At 61.6% G+C, this 19,998-nt stretch carries 13 protein-coding genes; 5 read left to right on the top strand and 8 right to left on the bottom strand.

The genetic code is table 11. The features are described from left to right. Nucleotides 1-3: 3 nt before the first annotated feature. The 5 genes from KRR38_RS09740 to KRR38_RS09720 form a co-directional block, all read right to left on the bottom strand. On the bottom strand, nucleotides 4-957 hold the full coding sequence (locus KRR38_RS09740; RefSeq protein ID WP_217400967.1) for a FecR domain-containing protein: 954 nt from the start codon (nucleotides 955-957) through the stop codon (nucleotides 4-6). Between the two features lie 61 nt (nucleotides 958-1,018). Further along, entirely contained in the window at nucleotides 1,019-1,543 is a 525-nt protein-coding gene (locus tag KRR38_RS09735) for an RNA polymerase sigma factor (protein WP_217400965.1), read from the bottom strand. A gap of 183 nt (nucleotides 1,544-1,726) precedes the next feature. Beyond that, nucleotides 1,727-3,847 (bottom strand): TonB-dependent receptor, encoded by a 2,121-nt coding sequence (locus KRR38_RS09730; protein ID WP_217400963.1) that lies wholly within the window; start codon nucleotides 3,845-3,847, stop codon nucleotides 1,727-1,729. A 129-nt stretch (nucleotides 3,848-3,976) separates the two neighbouring features. Then, entirely contained in the window at nucleotides 3,977-4,696 is a 720-nt protein-coding gene (locus KRR38_RS09725) for a phosphatase PAP2 family protein (RefSeq protein ID WP_217400961.1), read from the bottom strand. Further along, entirely contained in the window at nucleotides 4,696-7,032 is a 2,337-nt protein-coding gene (locus KRR38_RS09720; protein WP_217400959.1) for a TonB-dependent receptor, read from the bottom strand. The genes KRR38_RS09725 and KRR38_RS09720 overlap by 1 nt, the downstream gene beginning before the upstream one ends. A gap of 148 nt (nucleotides 7,033-7,180) precedes the next feature. Here KRR38_RS09720 and KRR38_RS09715 point away from each other — a divergent pair, with 148 nt between their 5' ends. Further along, nucleotides 7,181-7,915 (top strand): response regulator transcription factor, encoded by a 735-nt coding sequence (locus KRR38_RS09715; protein ID WP_309141008.1) that lies wholly within the window; start codon nucleotides 7,181-7,183, stop codon nucleotides 7,913-7,915. Then, on the top strand, nucleotides 7,908-9,230 hold the full coding sequence (locus KRR38_RS09710) for a HAMP domain-containing sensor histidine kinase (protein WP_217407189.1): 1,323 nt from the start codon (nucleotides 7,908-7,910) through the stop codon (nucleotides 9,228-9,230). Before KRR38_RS09715 ends, KRR38_RS09710 begins: the two co-directional genes overlap by 8 nt. Nucleotides 9,231-9,973: 743 nt before the next feature. Here KRR38_RS09710 and KRR38_RS09705 read toward each other — a convergent pair. Further along, a complete protein-coding gene (locus tag KRR38_RS09705; RefSeq protein ID WP_217400957.1) occupies nucleotides 9,974-11,692 on the bottom strand; it encodes an amidohydrolase family protein in 1,719 nt (572 codons plus the stop codon). An 870-nt stretch (nucleotides 11,693-12,562) separates the two neighbouring features. Here KRR38_RS09705 and KRR38_RS35955 point away from each other — a divergent pair. Genes KRR38_RS35955 through KRR38_RS09690 form a run of 3 tightly spaced genes read left to right on the top strand, consistent with a single transcriptional unit; the run spans nucleotide 12,563 to nucleotide 16,129 of the window. Beyond that, nucleotides 12,563-13,105 carry an amidohydrolase family protein gene (locus KRR38_RS35955; RefSeq protein ID WP_309141007.1) on the top strand — a complete coding sequence of 181 codons (543 nt, stop codon included), beginning with the start codon at nucleotides 12,563-12,565 and terminating at the stop codon, nucleotides 13,103-13,105. Between the two features lie 11 nt (nucleotides 13,106-13,116). Beyond that, on the top strand, nucleotides 13,117-13,674 hold the full coding sequence (locus KRR38_RS09695; RefSeq protein ID WP_217400955.1) for a cupin domain-containing protein: 558 nt from the start codon (nucleotides 13,117-13,119) through the stop codon (nucleotides 13,672-13,674). 43 nt (nucleotides 13,675-13,717) lie between these two features. Beyond that, nucleotides 13,718-16,129: a glycoside hydrolase family 3 C-terminal domain-containing protein gene (locus tag KRR38_RS09690; RefSeq protein WP_217400953.1), complete on the top strand. Its 2,412-nt coding sequence runs from the start codon at nucleotides 13,718-13,720 to the stop codon at nucleotides 16,127-16,129. A gap of 268 nt (nucleotides 16,130-16,397) precedes the next feature. Here the strand turns inward: KRR38_RS09690 and KRR38_RS09685 are convergent, their stop codons facing one another. After that, on the bottom strand, nucleotides 16,398-19,028 hold the full coding sequence (locus KRR38_RS09685; RefSeq protein WP_217400952.1) for a TonB-dependent receptor: 2,631 nt from the start codon (nucleotides 19,026-19,028) through the stop codon (nucleotides 16,398-16,400). 248 nt (nucleotides 19,029-19,276) lie between these two features. Continuing rightward, nucleotides 19,277-19,984 carry a FadR/GntR family transcriptional regulator gene (locus KRR38_RS09680; RefSeq protein WP_217400950.1) on the bottom strand — a complete coding sequence of 236 codons (708 nt, stop codon included), beginning with the start codon at nucleotides 19,982-19,984 and terminating at the stop codon, nucleotides 19,277-19,279. Nucleotides 19,985-19,998: the final 14 nt, after the last annotated feature.

Raw genomic sequence — 19,998 nt, 5'->3', positions numbered from 1 at the left:
GCTTCAGCGAGCGGGAGAAGCGCCCAGGCGAGCGCGATTGCCCTCCTCCTGGTAGGTGAGGCCCGTAAGATCTGCCAGACTGGAAAGAAGCTTGGAACCATCGCCAATCGCGAGAACCCCGGAAAAGGATTGAGAGCCAATAGCGGGATCGACGGCAATGGTCTTGCCCGTGTAGCGGGAAATATCGGCGGCAACGACCGCCAGGGGCGTGTCGCTATAGACCAGTCTTCCTTTGCGCCAACTGCCCACGTCTGTCGAAGCGACCGAGCTCAGCTGCATAGTCCCGCCTGTCCGCGAGGCGATCAGCTGTTGCCCTGCCGTTACACTGGCGGCCTCGCCGCCGTTCGGCATGACGGTCAGACGACCGTCGGCAACGCCGACTTTCACAGTCTCGGTGGAGACGTTGACTGCGAAAGTCGTACCGATGTCGCCCACTACATATTCGCCGGCCTTGATCGAGAGCTTGCGCGCAGGGTCATGCGCCACGGTGAAAATCGCCTCGCCCCGTGACAGTTCGAGGTCCTTGGCGCTTCCATCGGCCAGGATCAGGCGGCTGGCCGGCGCGAGGTCGACGTTGATTCCGCCCGCCAGCGCGATCTGACGCGTTTCGCCGGGCTTGGTAGCGTAGACGGTATCGCTCGAACGCAGCCAGATCGCCGGGACGGCTAGCGCAAGCGCCACGGCCGCAGCGGCGGCGCCGTAGAACCATCGCCTGGGCCAGCCGCGCGTGCCGGCTTCCGCCGGTTCTTCGATCGGCGCCGGCTTTTCCAGGTTGCCGACGCGTTCGTTGACAATCCGATGGGTGAGGACCACCGCGTCGAAGGCCTCGCGATGAAGCGGGTCGGCTTCCAGCCAGGTCGTATAGCCATCCCAATCGGCGTCGGCGAGCTCGAGCGCGCCGTGCCAGGCCTCGGCTTCGTCGAGCAGGTGCTCGTCTATTGCAGGCCTTGCCGTCATGCCCCGGAATGTCCCTGAAGTGTCGTGGCCGCGCAAGAGACGTCAAGCATGCCCGGCCACCTCAGTCCAGCAAGGCGCGGCGAAAATATTTCATCGCGACGGCCATGTGTTTTTCTACACCGCTTTTCGAAATACCGAGGCGCATTGCCACCTCGGCATGGCTGAGGCCTTCCTGCTTGTGCAGTTCGAACACGCGGCGTGCTCCTTCCGGGAGGGTCTCGACTGCCGCGGCCAGCAGGCCGGTTTCTTCCTTTTCCAGGAGCGCTTCCTCGGCATTCCGGCCGGGATCCAACGTCTCGCCCGATGCCGCCGTGGCGGCATGTTCCTCCAGCCAGAGCCGCTCCCGCTTCATTCTGCGCTGCCGCTCGCGCAACCGGTCCACAACCAGGTTTTGCGCCACCCGGAAAAGATAGGCGCGGGCGTTGGCCACCGGCGCATCAGCGGATCGGTGCAGCCGAAACCAGACCTCCTGGAGAATGTCCTCGGCCTCGCCGGGATCTCCGGTACGCGCGGTCAGGAAGCGAAGTAACTCGCCGCGATGCAAGCGGTAGACCGATTCAAGGCCGCGTGAACTTTCTGCTGGCACGGCGTGTTCCTAGCGCGCTCCGTCGCTGTTCGACAGCCCGATTATCGCGACTATTCCAGAACCCCCACCGTGCACACACGAGTCTACCCTGCCTGCAACGCAGACCACACCGCCGCGAGGATGATGCTGAGCCAGAAGACTACGACGACTTACCACAACCGGACGCGAGGCCGTCCACGCAGCCTAGAAGGACTGTTCGACGCCAACGAATATCGCTCTCCGCGGCCCCCATTGCGGGAGCCCCACTTTGCTTTCGTCGCTGATTTCGTATCGTCGGTCCAAGAGATTGATCGCATCGAGGCGCAGGTCGAGCGGGTGGTGCCGCAAGCCGTCGAGGCGACAGGTGAGGGCCAGGTTCACCTGCACGTAGCCCGGCAAGGATGAGGGCTGCAGGCTGCTGGCGCGTAGAGCGCGGGGCTCGCCGCTGCCGTAGAGCATCTCCGCGCTCAGGCTGAGCGCACCGAGCGAATAGGTGGCTCCGGTCGAACCGGATAGGCGCTGGGTGCCTTCCGGGCGGCCCCAATTGTTCTGTATGAGGGCCAGAGCTGCGGGCGGGAAATAGGCTTGTCCGGAAACCAGGCCCGTCGCTCTGGCTTGGGTGAGGGTGGCATTGGCCCAGGCTGACAGGTGGCCGTTGGCATAGGTCATGCTGACCACGGCGCCGCGGATGCGCGCCTTGCGGTAGTTGAACGGTTTCGCGAGCAGCGGCGAGCCGTCCTGGGTTTCGCTCAGGAAGTTGTCGGCATCGCGCCAGAAGGCATCGAGGCCGATCGTGAACTCGCCGATCTTCCGCTGCAGCCCGGCGTCGTAATAATTGTCCCGCTCGAGTCGGAGAGGAGCGCCGGATTCGCCCGCTCGTCCGCCGCTCGCCGCGGCTAGAGCCTGGGCGTGTGAGCCGGCAAACAGGTTCGGTGCGACGAGGTAACGCGCATAGCCGGCGTGCAGCGTGAAGCCCTGCGGGCCGGACCAGACGAGGCTCGCACGCGGCCCGAAGGCGTTTCCGTCGACGAAGCCGGCGATGCGGTCGAAGCGCAGGCCGTAGTTGAGCGTCAGGCGGTCGGTTGGCTTCCATTCGTCCTGAACGAAGAGGCTGGCGTCATCGCGGTGAACGCGGTCGACGCTCGCGAAGGATACCACGGTCGGCGCAACGCTCGACAGGGCGATACCATCAAGCCGGCTGTGCAGGCGGTTGTAGCTGGCGATGCCGCCCGCGCGCAGGGTATGTTGCGCACCGAGCTTGAACGCTCCTTCAGCCTGGACACCCAAGGCTGCGCCATCTTCCGTCGTCTCTCCGCCGAGCCCGGTCTGGAAGACCCCTGTGCTGGCTCCCGAACGCAATGTGTTGTGCGACAAGCGTCCATAGACCGAGACCTGCATCGTGCTCGCCCCTTCCGACCGCAGATAGCTCAGCGCACCGTAGAAATCGCGCTGGTACAGCCGTCCTGCGTCTATTGGATTGGCGGAAGATACCTGAGCCGGGTCGCTGAGATCGACTTTCGGATTTTCCGGAATCTCGAAGCGTTCGTCGGAAAGGCCGGCAACCAGCGAGACGCGCGACGCGTCGTCGATCACATGATCGAGAAAAGTCAGCCCCTCGAACTGGTCGGTGCGGTCGTGGTCGGGCTTGTGCGCGCCATTTGGCGAAGCCATGCCGACCGCATCGTGCAGATAGCTGCCCGTTGCGAAATAGCTCGTCGATCCCGACGCGCCGGCGATCTCGACGGCGGGTTCGATCTGGCCGGCCCCGCCGCCGTAAAGCTCCAGTTGGCTGCCTTCGCCGTAGAGCCCGTTCTTGGTGGTGATGTTGACGACGCCGCCGACCTGCAGGCCGTATTGTGCAGGCAAGGCGCCGGTGATCAGCTGGATCTTGTCGGCCATGCGCGGGCTCAATTGTTCGCCCAGGTCGTCGATCCCGTCGGGCAGGATCACGTTGTTGATGCGATACTGGATTCCACCTTGCGAGCCGCGCAGGCCGATCTGGCCTTTGCCGGTCTGCGCTACGCCGGGCATCTGGAGCATGACCTGGGCAAGGCTGGCGGTTTCGCCTGCCGGTCGGCGTTCGATGGCTTCGTTAGAGAGCGAGAAAGTCGAAGCGCCCAGATCGGGTTCGATGTCGGCGCGCGCGGCGTCCAGGCGCCGCGCGGTGATGACTATCTCCGCGGGAGCGCTGCTCGGCCGGACATCGTCATCATCGTCGTCATCGTCACGATCCTGCGCTCGCGCGAGCGGCGCCTGGGCTGCAAGAAGGCAGCCCGCCAGCACCGCGGCCACGCGGAATCCGCGGTAGGTCTTCGCCCTGTTCAATCCCCGGTGCCTCTGGTGTGCCTGTGCAGGCTCGCGGAACGGACCGTCCTGCTAGGGACGATCCGCCTCGCAAAACACTTAACGATTTCCAATGTTTGGCCCGCGGCGAGCGTCCGCTTCAGCGGCTTCTCAAAGTAGCCCCGCCTGCTTGAGTTCGCGGCTGGCCGCTTCGAAGAGGCGCTGGAAGCGCGGCTTGGCCATCAGGCGTTCGGCGACGATCAGGCCTAGTGCTTCGCCAGCGGTAACATCGCTGCGGAAGTGCTGTTCGCAGACGATGCGGCTCTGGCCGTAGACCGCGGCGCGGGCCATGATCTCCGGCGCCTTTGCCGGCACTAGGCGCGCCAGTACCGCGCCCATCGAATAGGCCATGGTCGTGTGGCCGCTCGGGTAGCTCGACAGGGGCTCGTCGTCGCGGCTGCAGGTCTTGAGGGTGTCCTCGACGATCCACGGCCGCGGCCGGCGGAACTCGGCCTTGCCGCGATTGGCGGCATCCTTTTCGGTCTCGCGGACGGCTTCGAACATCTCGCGCGTGGCCGGCAGCTTGGCGAGATCGAACGACGGTCCCAGCACCTCGGCGAAGATAGAGGCGTTCTTGGTCTCGCTGTCGTGCTTGGCAGCGGCGACGTCCGTTTCGCTGCGCGCGGTTTCGATCGTGTGCAATTCGGCCAGTTCGGCCTGGGCCTGGGCGCTGCCCGCCGCCGGAGGGGCCGGCAGCAGTTTTGCCGGATCGAGATCGGCGGCGGTGAGCAGGCTCACGTCGTCAGTGTCATGGTCCTCCTTCGCCGCGACCGGCACGGCGAGGAGGAGCGCGATGCTCGTTACGGCGAGCGCGAGTTCGGGCCGGCGCATCAGAACGTGAACGTGATGTCGCCGCTGACCGCGCGGCCGGGCTGGTAATAGTACTGGTCGAAATTGGTGTTCAGCGGCAGGCCGATCTGGTTCAGCGCCGTCTTGCCGGTGGACGTGATGGTGACCACGTTCTGCGAATTGAACAGGTCGGTCACTTCCACGCCGACGCGGAACGGTCCGATCTCATAGCTCGCCGCCAGGATCGCCGTATTGTAGGCCTTGATCCGATAGGCGAAATAGAGCGCGCGGTTCTGCGCGGTCGTCGCTGCGCTGTCGGTGGGCCCGGGCACGGTCGGACTGTTGGCATATTGCGGCCCGGTCAGCTTGTCGATCAGCGAGAAGCGGATCGGTCCGTGCTTGACGATCACGCCGCCGGCCGCCGTGTACTTGGGCGCCTGGCCCACCTGGAGCCGCGTGGTCTTTTCGATCGCGCGGTTGAGCGAACCGTTGGCGAAGATGCCGAGGTCCTGCGTCACCGCATAGGTCACCTGGCCTTCGATACCCTGGTAGAGCGCACCGCCGATGTTGGTCCAGACCGTGCCGAACACGGGATCGTTGGTGCTGGCGAACTTATTCTTGAAATCGATCGAATAGACGTCGGCGTCGACCGACAGATGATCGCCATGGAACACGAAACCGGCCTGGTAGTTGGTCGACCGCTCCGGCACCACGTTGGAGAAGCTGGGGTTCGCGACATAGAGTGAGGTCAGCGACGGGATCAGGAAGCCACGCGCATATTCGCCGTAGAACGAGAGCTGCGGCGAGACCTGCCAGTTGGCCTGGAGGAACGGCAGGTTGGCGTCATAGGTGTTCGTCAGGTTCTGCGCATAGCGCGTGGTCTGGTTCCAGCGCGCGAAGATCTTGCGGTTGTAGTCGACGTGCTTGAAGCCCGGCGTGATAGACAGCCCGGGGACCGGCTTGATTTCCAGCTCGACGAATTCGGCCGCGTTGTTGCCCTGGCTGTTCTGATCGAACTTGATGTACTGCGGCGTCTTCTCGCCCGGATTGGTCGCGATGGCCGGCGGCGGCGGCGCGGTCACGGCCTTTTCGACATAGTTGAAGCCGCCGGTCGTAAGGTCGACGTCGGTCTGCTGGCGATAGGTCCGGCTCCATTCGATCTGGGCGCCGACGGTCAGCGTCGCGATCGGCGCAAGCTGGACCTTCAGCTTGGCGATGTCGCCATAGACGCGGTACTTGTTGGTCTTGGTGTAGCCGGGCACGTCACCGGCGACTTTCGTCTTGCCATCCGCCAGCGTGGTCGAAAGCGTGCTCTTATCCCAGACGGTGACGTCGTTGGCCGAAAGCGTCTCGTTGTCGTAATAGTAGGTATAGGCGCGGTTTTCCAAGGTGCTGCCCGGGGCGATCTGCGCCTCGAGCTTGACGATCTCGAAATCGGTCGTCTTGGTCGTGTGGTTGTAGCCGAAATACTGCTCGGTCGTCGGATCGTCGTTCAGGCTGAAATGTTTACCGTAGAGCGACTGCTGATAGAGCGTCGAGCCGTCCTTGTCGGGCTGGTTGAACTTGTTGTGGTTGTAGGTGCCCAACAGCGTGAGCGTCACGTCGGGCGAGACCGGCACCACTGCCTTGGCGAAAAGATTGTAGTTCTTGTAAGGCGAATGGCTCGAACGGCCGTTGGTATCGACGTACTGGCCGGTCACCACCAGCTTGGTGCCGCCCAGCGCGTCGATCGCGCCGGTATTGAGCAGCCCGCGCAGCAGCCAGGTGTCGAAGCTGCCGTAGCTCGCCTTGAGCTGGCCGCCGAAATCGTCGCGCGCAGCGCGGCTGAACAGATTGATGTTGCCGCCGAAGCTGGCCTGGCCGAGCTGGCTGGCGTTGCCCGGGCCGCGATCGACCACGATCGTCTCGATCGTGTTTGACGGAAAGAAGGTCGTCGAGTGGTGCGTCGGGTCGTTGGTGTCGCCGAACGGAACACCGTCATAGGTGATGTTGTATTCACCGTCCTGGAAACCGCGGATCTGCGCCTTGGATTCGCCGAGGCCGATGCCGTTGTTGCCGCCGAAGTTCGACACGCTGGGCGTGATCAGCGCGATCTGGTCGAAGTCGGCCGTGGCGGGCAGCGAATCCTCGATCAGCGAACGGCTGACGATCGATTGCGGCTGGCGCGCTTCGAGCGAGGAAGTGGCCGGCGCGATCTCGTTGGCGCGCGTCGCAGTGACGACGATGTCCGAGCCTTCGGCAATACCCGTTGCAGGCGCGGTGCCGCTTTCGGCATCGGCGGCGGCGTCGGCATGAGCCGTCGTGCTCAGCATGCCCAGGACGAGCGCCATTGCGCTCACACCCGCGCTGCGCGCGAGCGAGCCAAAACCCTTTTCCATCAGTATGAACTCCGACGCCCCCCAGCGGCGTGTAGGTGCGCTAGGAAGCGTATGTGACGGTTCGGTTACATCGGCCAATTGTTGGAAATGTTTAATCTAACCCCAATCTGGCGTTTGGCTTTACGAGGCTAAGAGCGGAAATGCTTGCGTGCGTCTGACCATGATCGGCCGGGCCGCCGCCGCCGCCGAACAGGAGTGTGTTCCGATGCGCGTTCTGCTGATCGAAGACGATGAGGAGATCGCCGGCTACATCGAGCAGGGCCTGGTCGAGATGCGCCATGCCGTGAATCGTGCCGCCAATGGCCGTGACGGGCTTCGTCTCGGTCTGACGGAAGAGTTCGACGTGATCGTGCTGGACCGCATGCTTCCCGGGATCGAAGGGATCGACGTGGTTCGCCGGCTCCGCGCGGCGGAGATCGATACGCCGATCCTGGTGCTCACGGCGAAAGGCGGGGTAGCCGACCGTGTCGATGGCCTCAACGCCGGGGCGGACGACTACCTCGTCAAGCCCTTCGCATTCAGCGAACTTCTGGCCCGCCTGACAGCCGTGATGCGTAGGCGTCCGGCGAACGAGCCCGTTATGCGGTTGGACGTCGGTGACGTTGCGATGGACCTCATCCGGCGCGAGGTCACGCGCGCCGGCAAGCAACTCCCGCTACAGCCGCGAGAGTTCGCCATGATGGAACTGCTTATGCGAAACGGCGGCAACGTCGTGACCCGCGCCATGTTCCTCGAACACGTATGGGGCTGCGACTTCGACCCGCAGACCAACATCGTCGACAGCAATCTCAGCCGCCTGCGTTCGAAGTTGCGCGAAGGCTTCGCAGACGACCCGATCGAGACTGTACGCGGTGAAGGCTATCGAATGCGTGCCAATGCATAACCTCTGGCGGAGCGCAGCATACCGCATCGCCTTCGGTTACGCTGCCGCCTTCGCATTTGCGATTCTACTGCTGGGCACGGCCATCTTCTTCGTCGCCGATGCCGAGTTCCGCCAGCAACGCGACGGGGTGTTGTCTGAGGAGATGGAAGACCTTGCGAACGAAGGCCTGGGCCGGCGATTGATCCATGAGCTAGAGGAGCGCGGCCGACTGCGCACGAGGCAGGATTTCGCCTATGCGCTGTTCGATCGCGCCGGGCGCAGGATCGGCGGCAGCCTCGATATCCCCCGGCCGCCTATCGGCTACAGCCTCGTCCAATTCCGTGATCTGGCGGGAGAGTGGGAGGAAGGTCGCGCAAAGGCCATGGCGCTCAGCGATGGCAGCCGGCTGGTCGTCGCGCTCGATCTGGAAGCGGTCGACGCAATCGACCGAACGATCCTGGCGGTCTTTGCAGTGACCTTCATTGCGATTCTTGTCATTGGCGTGGGTGCGGCGCTGATGCTGGGGCGCTATCTGCGCACGCGGCTCGGCAGCATAAGCCGGACCGCGCGCGCGATCGTGGCGGGCGAAGGCGAGCGGCGCATTGCGGTCGGCAAGCACGGCGACGAATTCGATGAGGTTTCGCTCGCCCTCAACGCCATGCTCGACCGGATCGACGGCCTGATGGAGAACCTGCGGCAGGTATCGAGCGACGTCGCGCACGATCTGCGCAAGCCGCTATTGCGCCTGCGCAACCAGCTCGATCTCGTCGGCAATGTCGAAGGCGCCGAGCAACGCGCGATCGAACTGCTCGATGAGATTCTCAGGCTGTTCACCGCCATTTTGCGCATCGCCGAAGTCGAGGGCGGCGGACTGGAGAACTACATGGTTCGGGTCGACCTCAGCACCGATGTCGACAATATCACCAGCGGCTATGCATCGGCTTTCGCCGACAGCGGCCATTTCTTCGACTGGACGATCGCGCCCGATATCGCAGTGTGGGGCGACCGTGGAATTCTCGTCCAGAGCGTGGCCAATCTGCTCGACAACGCCCGGATCCATACACCGCGCGGTACCTCCGTCCGTCTGGAACTCATGGGAGAGGATGGCACTGCCTGCCTGACCATCAGTGACAACGGCCCGGGCGTCTCACCTTCCGAACGCCCGCAATTGCTGCGCCGCTTCTTTCGCGCCGAGGCTAGCCGGACGACGCCTGGAAACGGACTAGGCCTAACTCTCGTCGCAGCTGCAGCCTCTGCTCACGGTGGCACGATTGCCGTCGAGGATACAGGTCCCGGCCTGCGCATTGCTGTCACGCTGCCGCGGCTCGTCCCATGAGCGCCGCTCGCGCTTCGATGATGCGAAGGTGCCGGACCGGGCGACGACGAGATCGCAGACATCTTGGTTGGACCAACAAGAATATGGCCACGATCTGGGGCAAATATGTCGACGACGCAAAGGTGGTCGCCGCCATCACCGAGCCTATCATGAAGCCGTCGGTGTAAGACGACCTGTAAAATGTGTTCGGTTAGATCTTGTAAGTAATTCAATTTATTGGTCGGCCGAGTGAGACACATATCGAACTTTTTCAGGCTTCCAACACTTGAAACTCAGCAATTGGTCGCGCGCTATCGCGCCGCATTCAAGGAAGCGGCTTGATGGTATCTCTCGAGGCGAGGCGGCATGGGTATCCTATTCGAGCGGGTCAACGTAGGCCCGCCTTTCCATTGGGCATCATTCAGAAGCGATGGCACTCAAGAAGAAATGGCAGAAAAGCTTCTCCATCTTTCCTCGGCCTCAAGTACCTTACTGCAAATGTCTCAATAAGGTAATTCGTGGCTCGTAAGCAGGCGGGTTCAATCACAAGTGTGAATGTGGCGCCGCCTGAATTTCGGTTCGTTTCAACTCATTGAGGTCTGTAGTTTCTGACATCCTCAGGCTGAGCGCAATAGCCAAGGTACTGGCCTTCCCATTGAGGGCAATGCGCTTCCTCTTGCGGAAGTAACTTTCCGAATTTGAGATTTAGAGGTTCTGAGTTGGCGGTTCTCTGCCAGCTGGGTGAAGCCAGCGGCATGTCGCGCTCACGACGGTCTGACGAGCGACCCAGGCAGTTCGCTCGTCAACTCACCGTCCATAACGATCGGTCGACCGTTGACGATGGTTGCCTTCACGCCCTTGCCGATGGCCTTGTAGCGGCCGACGCCGCCGGGAAGGTCGTGCACGAATTCTTTGCGCAGCGGCCCGATGCTGGCCTCGTCGAAGATCATGATGTCGGCATACCCGCCCACACGCAATGTTCCGCGGTCATGGAAGCCGAGGATGGCTGCCGGAACCTGGGTAAGTTGGCGAATTCCTTCCTCAAGCGTCCACACTTTCCGCTCGCGCACCCAGGTTGCGAGAAAATAGGAACTCCAGTCCGCCTGATCGTCCTTGGCAAGGTGGGCGCCACCGTCTGATGTGCCGACTATTATCCGCGGGTCCACCTGAGATTTACGGACGGCATCGGACCACTCGGTGCTGTCCATCCGCCAACGAAGCTTTGTCGCAAAGTCGTCGGCCAGGGCGAGGTCGAGCGCGAAATCGCCAGGCGCAACGCCTTGTGCATTGGCCATCTCTGCAATGCTGCGCCCTTGATGCTGCTCGAAGGGAAGCGATGATGAGGCTTCAACAAACACTACCTGCCATTGAGGCGCGGGCAGGGTGGTTCCCTTGTCTGGGGCGCGGTTCTGATTCTCCACCGCAAAGCGCATCTCTTCACGGGCCGCCGGATCTCTCAGCAGCGCGCGGCGCTGCTCGATCGGCATACGGGTCATTGCCTGCCAGGTCGGCACAGCTTGCCAGTGATGATTGGTCTCATCAAAGGCCACCTGTCGGTCGAAGGGACGCGCTATCAGCATGGAGTAGAACGGCGCGCCTTGCGCCTGAGCGCGGTCGAGAACCTTCACCGCATCGTCCCAGCCGCTCCCAGGTACGTCAGTCTTGCTGCGCGCGCCGAGCCCTTGGATCACGACCGGGAGGCCTGAGCGCTGACCGATCTCGATGATCAGATCATAGTCCTCGTCGTTTAGGCCGCGCGTTGTTCCGGCGGGCAAAAAGCAGATGGAGCCCGACCCGGAGCGTCCTGCCGCCTCTGCCAGTGCGACCACTTCGTCGCGGTCGGCGAAGCGCGAGGGCACAGGCCTGCCGTGAATGTCGTTCTGGGTAGGTGACAATGAGGTCGAAAATCCGGCAGCACCGGCCTCCATTGCTTCCGCGACGATTGCGCACATATCGGCGATCTCGTTGGCAGAAGCTGCACGTTCAATTGCGGCCTCGCCCATGACCCAACGACGTACATTCGAGTGGCCAACATAGCAGGCAAAATTAATGCCCAGCCTGTTTTCCAGCGACGCGAGAAATTCAGGGAAAGTCTCGAAGCTTTCCCAAGCCACGCCGGAAAGCGCGATAGGGTTCATGTCCTCGACCTTGGCGAACACGCCTTGGATAAATTCGCGATCCTCAGCCTTCGTGGGTGCGGCGGAAAAACCACAATTGCCGGCAAGAACAGTTGTCACCCCATGGAAGCAGGACATGGTGGCATAAGGGTCGAACGTGATTTGCGGATCGTAGTGCGTGTGCGCGTCGACGATGCCGGGCGCGACTATCATACCTGTAGCGTCGATCTCCTCGACCGCTCCCATATGATCCAGCCGGCCGATCCGGACCACGCGACCATTTTTCACTGCCAAGTCGACCCGGCGACGGGGAAGTCCGGTGCCGTCGATTACCATGCCACCGCGCACGATCAGGTCGTAGTCCATTCGCGATCTCCCGAGGTTGTTTGCGTCAAATGAGGAGCGCTCTTTTGGCGACATTGACACCGAAGGTATGGACAGCCGGCCGAGCGAGCAAGCGCTCGCCCGCTGCACTGGTCAAATCCATATATACAAATGTCGATTTGAATTGCGCTCCGATCATTCAAATAGCTCGCGCCTTGTCCGATCTTGCGTCATCAAGCTGAGAGCGGCGCTGCTCGTGTGATCGGCAGCGACCGGACTGTCGTACATCGGCAGGGAGAGCTGTTATGACTATTGTGAACTGCGACCTGATCGACGCTGACGCCCATGTGAATCCGGCGCCGACGTTCTGGGATGATTATCTGCCTCAAAAGTTTGCCGGGCGAGGGCCCAAGTGGGAACCGGCAGGTCCTGGTGATACTCACGACTGGATGGTGTTCGAGGGGGTCCGCAAGCCGCTAAACCTTCAGTCGGCGACTTCTGGGCAAGGTAAAACGTTTCGTACGACAGGAACCAAGGACTTGCTGCGCGCAGGAAATTGGGAACCCGCCGCTCGCTTGGCTGATATGGACCGCGACGGCGTCCAGACAGCGGTACTCTACGGCGGTGGGCCACTCGGCACGGCAGACAACGAACTCTACCTTGCCAGCTTCGATGCCTATAACCGCTGGCTTGCCGACTTTTGTGCCTACTCCCCCGCGCGCCTTGCCGGCGCGGCATATTTGCCGATGCAGGACGTCGCTCAGTCGACTGCCATGGTTCAGGATGCGGCCAAGCGCGGCCTCAAGGCCGTCAACATTCCCGCATTTCCGCAGAGCGGAGCAATTACGACGGGCGGCTTCGGCGCGCAGGTCCTGGCTTTGACCGGTGATCCTGACGGGCAGCTTCAATACGATGATGCCGCATTCGATCCGTTCTGGGGGGGCCTGTGTCGACAACAACATGGCCGTCACCATCCATCTCGGCGCCCGTATTGCCCGGCCAGGCCAATTCAAATTTCTGCCGAATATGGTGATGAGCAAACTCTGTATGGCAGAGCCTATTGCCATCATGATCTTCGGCGGCGTGTTCGACCGCTTTCCGGATTTGCGATACGGTACAATTGAAAGTGGGTCAGGCTGGGCAGCTTTTGCCGCCGAGTACATGGATGGTATCTACGAGAGTCAGCGCCACTGGTTGAAACTCGAGCTGGCGATGCCGCCCAGCGAATATTTCGATCGTAACGTCTACACGTCTTTTATCCGTGACCGTGAAGGCATTCGCAATCGCTCGCTTCCTGGCGGACGAAACATGATGTGGTCGACCGACTACCCTCATTCCGAAACCACCTGGCCAGATTCTCGCAAGGTACTGGACTGGCAGTTCGAAGGTTTGCGCGAAGACGAGGTACGTCCGATCGTCCACGATAACGCTTTGCGATTCTACGGCCTGAATTGAGGTGCAACGGAATGAGACCGGACAACGAGCAAGACACCGTGGCCGAAACGGAAGTGGCCACAGGCTACACGTTCACTCGCGCAAACCAGGGCGTGCCTCACCATCCGCGAAGCCAGCGCGCTGCGGAGGATCCCGATTTCCAGCCGCACCCGGCCGTTGTACGAGGTCTCAAGCTGTTCGGCGAGAGTGGGAGCGGGGGCGCTGCGGCTCAGACTTTGCTTAGCCAGCCCAACCTCCACGTATCGTACGTGTGGTTCAAGAGCGGCTTTCCGCTACCGCTGCACAGTCACGACACCGACTGCTATTACCTGATCGTTGCAGGTTCGATGAAGGTCGGCACCGAGTTTCTCGGCAAGGGAGACGGCGTCCTGATTCCGGCCGGCGCCCCCTATACGGTAAACCCGGGCGAGGACGGCGTAGAGTTTCTCGAGATGCGGACATCGCCAGATTACGACACGCATTACCGCAGCAAATCTGATGTCTATTGGGACCGAATTGCTGAAATGCAGCGCGCTGGCGGCGAAAGATGGGCGACGGAAAAGCAACCATACGGTCTAATTCCGCTGTGAAATTGCCTAATATTTCGCGTTGTAGTTCCATGTTCAAATCAATGTGGACTACAGAAGTAGATGGTCAGCCTATGTGCTATCCATTGAAGATCAGAAACAGGTAAGTTGGGGCAAGGCTATGGGTCGTTTCTCGAAGCGGTTGGCCGCTGGCCTTCTCGCGGGGTTGATGCTTGTATCAAGTCCAGTCGCAGCGGAAGAACGTCCTCCCTATCTCGATCCCGCTCAGGCCCTCGAAACGCGCCTTGACGATCTTTTTGCCCGGCTAACCTTGCCGGAAAAGATCTCGCTTCTCAGCACCACGGCAGCACCCATCGAACGCCTCAAGATCCCTGCTTTCAATGGCTTCAATCAGAGTTTGCATGGGGTTGTCTGGACGCGGCCGACCACAACTTTTCCCGTCCCAATTGCCATGGCCGCCACCTGGAATCCGGCGCTGGTCCACGAGGCTTCATCGATCATCGCGGATGAGGCTCGCGCGATAAACAACCTCTGGCCCACGATCGCTGGGGAGGATCGCCCGAGCCTGTTGGGTATGCGGGTGACAGTGACAGCCAAAGGCGAGACTTACGGCCACAACGGACTGCTTTATCGCTCGCCGGTAATCAATCTCGCGCGCGATCCACGCTGGGGCCGGATATGGGAAGGTTTTGGCGAAGACCCATGGCTCATGTCGCGGATGACAGTAGCCTATGTAAAGGGAATGCAGGGCGATGACCCGCGCTATCTCAAGATCGGCGGGACACTAAAGCATTTCCCGCTGAACGACGAAGAGCGCGATCGTTCGTCAATCAGCGTTTCGGTGAGCGACCGGGTGCTGCACGAATATTACCTAAGGCCTTTCAAAGCAGGTGTGGTCGAGGCCGGCGTCGCCTCGGTGATGTCATCGTACAATGCCATCAACGGAGTACCGGGCGCGGCCAACAGCGCGATGATGATTGATCTGCTGCGAAAGGACTGGGGGTTTACCGGCATAGCCGTGCCCGATTCTGGTGCAGTCGAGAATCTTGTGCGCCGCTTTGGTGCCTATCCCGACATGGTTCACGCCGCGGCAGACGCCATCCGCCAAGGGACCGATCTCGATACGGGCTCCTTCGCGTTTTATGCCGACGAAGCTCTCAAGCAGGGTTTGCTGTCAGAACGTGAGGTCAATCAGGCCTTGCGACGGATTATGCGAGTGCGATTCCGGCTGGGGGAGTTCGATCCGCCGGCCATGGTCCCCTACAAAAGCATCTCCCCCAGCATCATAGACTCTCCCGCTCATCGACAGGTGGCGCTGCGGGTAGCACGCGAGGCAATCGTTCTATTGAGGAACGAGAGTGATCTGCTGCCGCTCGATCGCGGGAGGATTAACACTATCGCGGTGATTGGGCCGATGGCCGCGCAAATCACGCGCGGCGCACAATATACCGGCATATCGTCCGATTTCCCGTCCAATCTCGACGGCATAAGGCGGAAACTGGGCAGTAGCGCTCAAGTCATTTATGCACGCGGAAGCGGCGTTATGGAAACTGACAACGCGGAAGCTAGTCTCAGGGAAGCCGAAGCAGCCGCGCGGAAGGCCGATGTTGCAATCGTCTTTGCCGGAACGAACGACAAGATTGAGCGGGAAACGCTTGATCGCACTGGGCTGACACTGCCGCCGGTACAAGGTGAGCTGATCCGCCGGGTGCGCGCCGCCAATCCGCGCACGGTGCTTGTGCTTCAGAACGGCGGACCGATCTCGCTGGCAGCGACACAGATCGAATATCTGACAGGCTACACATTCCCGGGCGAGAAATCGGCGGAGGCGCCAGCAATTCTCGACATGTTCTGGGCCGGTGAGGAAGGTGCCAACGCCGTCGCGGATGTGTTGTTTGGCGACTATAATCCCGCAGGCCGCATGCCCTATACGGTTTATCGCTCGGATACTTTTCTTCGGCCGATGAACGACCGCGATATCACCAAGGGAACCACTTACCTGTATTATGAGGGTACGCCTGAATATGCCTTTGGCCATGGCCTCAGCTATTCCCGTTTTGCCTATGACAAATTGGCGGTCATGCCCAACCGATTGCCGCAAGGCCAATTGGTCGTGCACGCCCAAGTCCAGAACGTCGGCAAGCGAGCCGGCGACGAAGTTGTCCAGGTCTACGTCCGTGCACTGTCGTCAGCGTCGGTGAAGCTACCAAAACGCCAACTCGTCGGCTTTCAGCGCGTGCCTCTTACGCCAGGAGAGAAGCGTCGGCTCAGCTTCACCGTCGACCCGAAGGATTTGGCTTTCTGGGATGGTCAGGCAAAAGCGTGGGTGCTCGAGCCGGGACGCTACGAAGTGATGGTGGGCAGTTCGTCTTCGGACACACGCCTGAGGTCTGAATTCAAGATCGTAATGCGCGGACAGTGGAGTGACGGCAGCGATAGCCCCGCACCAACGTCGCGACAGGACAGCGGCAATTTGAGTTCGTCGATCGGCGAGTAGCGCGCCCGCCTGAGTTGCTCATCGTGCTGCAGTCGTTCGCCTGAACCGTGCACGGAAGTATTGGAAAGCGGCCAACTAATGCGGCGGCGGTATAACTGTGTTCGGTAACTTAGCCGTAGCGCAGGCCATCCCGCGCGGGGCTTTGTCAGACGTTGAAATAGAACGTCGGCAGTTGGTTTTGCTTGCGGTTTCAATTGTCGGTCGGGGGGCTATCGGTAGCCCGACCAAATAAGCCCCCCAACCGAATATCGACCTGCAGTCCTGGTACTTAGAACTTCACCGTCAGGTCGACACCGTAGGTGCGGGCCTGTTGGAAGCTGGCAGAGCGCTCGACGCCGGCCCCGACGCCGCCAGGGAACTGGATGTGCTTGTCATCGGTGATGTTGCGGCCCCACAGCGCCAAGGTGGTATTGATCCCACCCATCTGGATGTCCGAAAGCGCGATGCGGCCGTTCAGGATCAGAGTCGACGGAACCGTTTCGAGAGCGGCCCAGCCCGGCTGCGGAAGCGGCGCATCGAGGTTGGCATCGATGCGCATCGACGACTTGATCTGGGCGTCCAGACGGATGCTCAGACGGGTGTCGGCGTTGAACAGCGGCTCGGATTCCCACTGAGCCCAAAGATTGCTGGTGATCTTGGGCGTCAGGGTGTTCCTGTAATTCTTCGACTGCGCGATCTCGCAGGCGCCAAGCGTCGGCAAATTGAGCGCGAATTCCGTGCCGCACAGTCCGGCAATCGAGAGGACTTCGCCGTTTAGCGGGCCGAGGAACTTAAAGTTGGTGTAACCCAGGTTGGCGCCCAGCGTCAGACCGCGGGTAGGCGCCGCGGTGAGTTCCAGCTCGACACCGCGGGCCCGGGCCGGGGGACGCGAGCTGACGACGAGGGTCGGGAAGAGAGCCAGATCGGGCCGAATTAGTGCGTACGCCGCGCCGCCGTTGGCGAATTGCAGGTTGTCATAGGTGACCGAAAATACGGCCAGGTTGGCGCGCAGCTTGCCGTCAAACACGGTCGTCTTGGCTCCCGCTTCCCAAGACTTGGCGATTTCAGGCTTCCACGGCAGGTTGCCGATCTGACCACCCGACACGTATGAGCGCGAATATTTGGCATAGAGCAGCGTATCGTTGTTCGGCTTGTAGTTGACGCCAAATGTATAGGACCACTGGTTGTTGTTGTAGACGAAGCTCGACACCTGGCTGGGAGTGTAAGTCATGACGCCGTTGACGCGGTCGCCCGGCGTCGCCGGATTCCACAGGCCACCGATGTAGGATGTGCCGGTCTTGTGGTCATGGGTATAGCGCACGCCACCGACCAGATCGACAACTGGCAGGACATGCACTTCAACCTGGCCATAGGCGGCGATCGAAGTCGCCCGCGGCAGGAACCGCGCTTCGTTCGGCGATTGTGCGCCAGTTGTGCCGTTAGCCTGCGGCAGAAGGCCGGTGCTGTTCGGAATTTGGATGTACATCGACTTGGACGACCACATCGTGGACGGACCGCCCTCTTGCTCGTTCGAGTGGAAGTAGATCCCGCCCGCCGTCGCGTTCACAAGCTCGGTCGTATAATTGAGCTGCAGCTCGCCGCTGTACTGCTCGTTGCGGTAAATGCGCTGCGTGCCACCTTCGTGGAGACGGTTACCGACCGCAGCGGCGTATGCCGCCTTGGTTGCCGTGGATATGAGCCCGGATGTATCGGCCTGAATTGCCGCATTGGCGGCGGGCGTAATTACCATGCCGCTCATGCCCTGAAGGGCGCTCGCACCGTAAAGAAACGACTTACGGTAAGAGAGGATTGCCTTGGCGGAAAAGTTGTCCGTCGCGCGCCAATTGGCGGTCAGGTTGTGGCCGGAGTACCGCTGCTTGCCGGGTACGGTCCAGCCATTGGTGGCAAAACCGGTACGCAGGCCGCTGGTGGCAAAAACGGGAACCACGCCTGCCTGGATGGTCTGACCGACAAAAGCACCGGTCGTGGCAACGCCGGCAACCTGGTTGTTCATGACCAGACTGAGGAGGCGACCGTTGCCGGAGTTAGGATTGAGAGCCACAGCCACGTTGGCCTCGGGCGTATAGTCGTTGCTGGCCCAATCGTACTTGTAGACCATGTTGAAGCTGTCGCTGGGTTCGAACTTCAGCGCTGCAAAAACGGACTCGGCATTGTTGTCGCCAAGCGTCTTGGGCGAAGTCTGCTTGCCCAGGCCGTCCGGCCCGGTCTTGTCCCAGACGAGGCCGGCAGCCGTGTTGACGGTGTCGCCGCGGCGCTCGTTGTGCTGGAATGTCACGTAGGCGCTGAAGGGGCCGACCTGCGGCGATTCGAGCGTCGCGCGCAGCCGGCGCTGGTGGTAGTTGCCGATTGTGCCCGACAATGTGCCGCCGAACTTGCCCGTAGGGTCGCGGGTGATGATGCTGACGGCGCCCGCCGTCGCATTGCGGCCGAACAACGTGCCCTGCGGTCCGCGGAGGACTTCGATGCGGGCGATGTCGGCGATGTCGAAGATCGAACCGCGCGCCGAGCTGATGTAGACGCCGTCGAGGTTGATCGAGACCTCCTTGTCCGAACCGGGCACGACGCCATAGCTGTTCACGCCGCGAACGGAGAACGAAGCGATCTGGGTGCCGCCCGCCGCCGGACGAACCGTTACGTTCGGGGCAATGCCGTTGAGGTCGGCCACGCTGACGATGCGGTTGGTCTCCAGCGAAGCCTCGCTAATCGCGGTAACCGCGACTGGCACGTCCTGCAGGCTTTGCTCGCGCTTCTGCGCGGTGACAATGATTTCTTCGAGGCCGCTATCGCTCTCGGGTGCGGTCTCGGCAAGGGCCCAGGTCGGAACCCCGAGATTGACGAGCGCCGAACCGATCAGAAGCGCAGAGCGCACGCGCGCGATATTGAATGAAGCCCTATCCATAGATCCTCCCCAAATTCTTGACTAACGTGTGTTAGCTTATAATTTGCAATGCGAAAGCGTATATTCATTAATTCCGTGAGGGTTATGGGGACGAATTGCCGCGGTCCAGGCCGGGTAGGGTCGGGCCAAGAGAGGGAGCGCGGCGGTCCGCGAGCTGATTGTTCAGTGTTTAGCGGCGTTTAATTCGCGCTGTGGGCGGCGCGCCTGCAGGTGTCAGGCGCAGGTCTACGCTCTGTAGCGACGCTGCATTATAAAGCGCTCGCCATGTCCTTGAGCGCTAGGCGCAAGAGCTCCTTCATCGCGGCGTCGGCGCGCTCGGGATCTCCTGCAGCAATGGCGTCGTTCACCGCTTCATGCTCGGGGAGCGGATCCCGCGGCTGCTTGCTGGCTCGTTGTTTGTAATGGGTTGTCCACCGCACCGCGGCGCCTACCGAACTTGCGAGCGTGGCAAGGGCCAGATTGCCGGCTGCCTCCAGGATTACCGCGTGAAAGCGCTGGTCTGCGGCTTGCCCCTCTGGGGTGTCCAGGCCGTGCTCTCGCATTCCCTCGATCGCAACCTGCATACGCTCGCACTGTTCCTCGGTGCGGCGCACGGCTGCCCATCGCGCTGCTGCGGGCTCGAGCAGATTGCGCAGTTCGAACAGATCCCGGATGAAAACCTCATCGGGGGTGCCTGTGAACATCCAGGCGAGCACGTCGGGGTCGAGCAGGTTCCAGCGCTCGCGGGGTGTGACCTGCGTTCCGGCCTTGGGCCGGCTTTCGAGCAGGCCCTTGGCCGTGAGAATCTGAACCGCCTCCCGATAGGCCGTGCGCGATACCTTCAGCGTCTCGGCTTGTTGACTCGCCCGGGGTATAGTGTCGCCTGGCAGGTATTCCCCCGAAAGGATGGCAACGCCGAGCTGACGGGCCACCGACTGGTGGATTCGCAGTGATCGAGGTCCGCTTTTGGGTGGCATGCCTATCGAGGTCC

Origin of the sequence: Novosphingobium sp. G106 (assembly GCF_019075875.1) — a bacterium.
GTDB lineage: Bacteria > Pseudomonadota > Alphaproteobacteria > Sphingomonadales > Sphingomonadaceae > Novosphingobium.
Note: the sequence above shows the minus strand (reverse complement) of the source record. Positions and strands in the feature narration are given on the sequence as shown.

Bases quoted from the DNA above. Each gene is read 5' to 3' on its own strand.
- KRR38_RS09740 (WP_217400967.1), bottom strand. From the start codon at position 957: ATGACGGCAAGGCCTGCAATAGACGAGCACCTGCTCGACGAAGCCGAG.
- KRR38_RS09725 (WP_217400961.1), bottom strand. From the start codon at position 4,696: ATGCGCCGGCCCGAACTCGCGCTCGCCGTAACGAGCATCGCGCTCCTC.
- KRR38_RS09720 (WP_217400959.1), bottom strand. From the start codon at position 7,032: ATGGAAAAGGGTTTTGGCTCGCTCGCGCGCAGCGCGGGTGTGAGCGCA.
- KRR38_RS09710 (WP_217407189.1), top strand. From the start codon at position 7,908: ATGCATAACCTCTGGCGGAGCGCAGCATACCGCATCGCCTTCGGTTAC.
- KRR38_RS09705 (WP_217400957.1), bottom strand. From the start codon at position 11,692: ATGGACTACGACCTGATCGTGCGCGGTGGCATGGTAATCGACGGCACC.
- KRR38_RS35955 (WP_309141007.1), top strand. From the start codon at position 12,563: ATGATGCCGCATTCGATCCGTTCTGGGGGGGCCTGTGTCGACAACAAC.
- KRR38_RS09695 (WP_217400955.1), top strand. From the start codon at position 13,117: ATGAGACCGGACAACGAGCAAGACACCGTGGCCGAAACGGAAGTGGCC.
- KRR38_RS09685 (WP_217400952.1), bottom strand. From the start codon at position 19,028: ATGGATAGGGCTTCATTCAATATCGCGCGCGTGCGCTCTGCGCTTCTG.
- KRR38_RS09680 (WP_217400950.1), bottom strand. From the start codon at position 19,984: ATGCCACCCAAAAGCGGACCTCGATCACTGCGAATCCACCAGTCGGTG.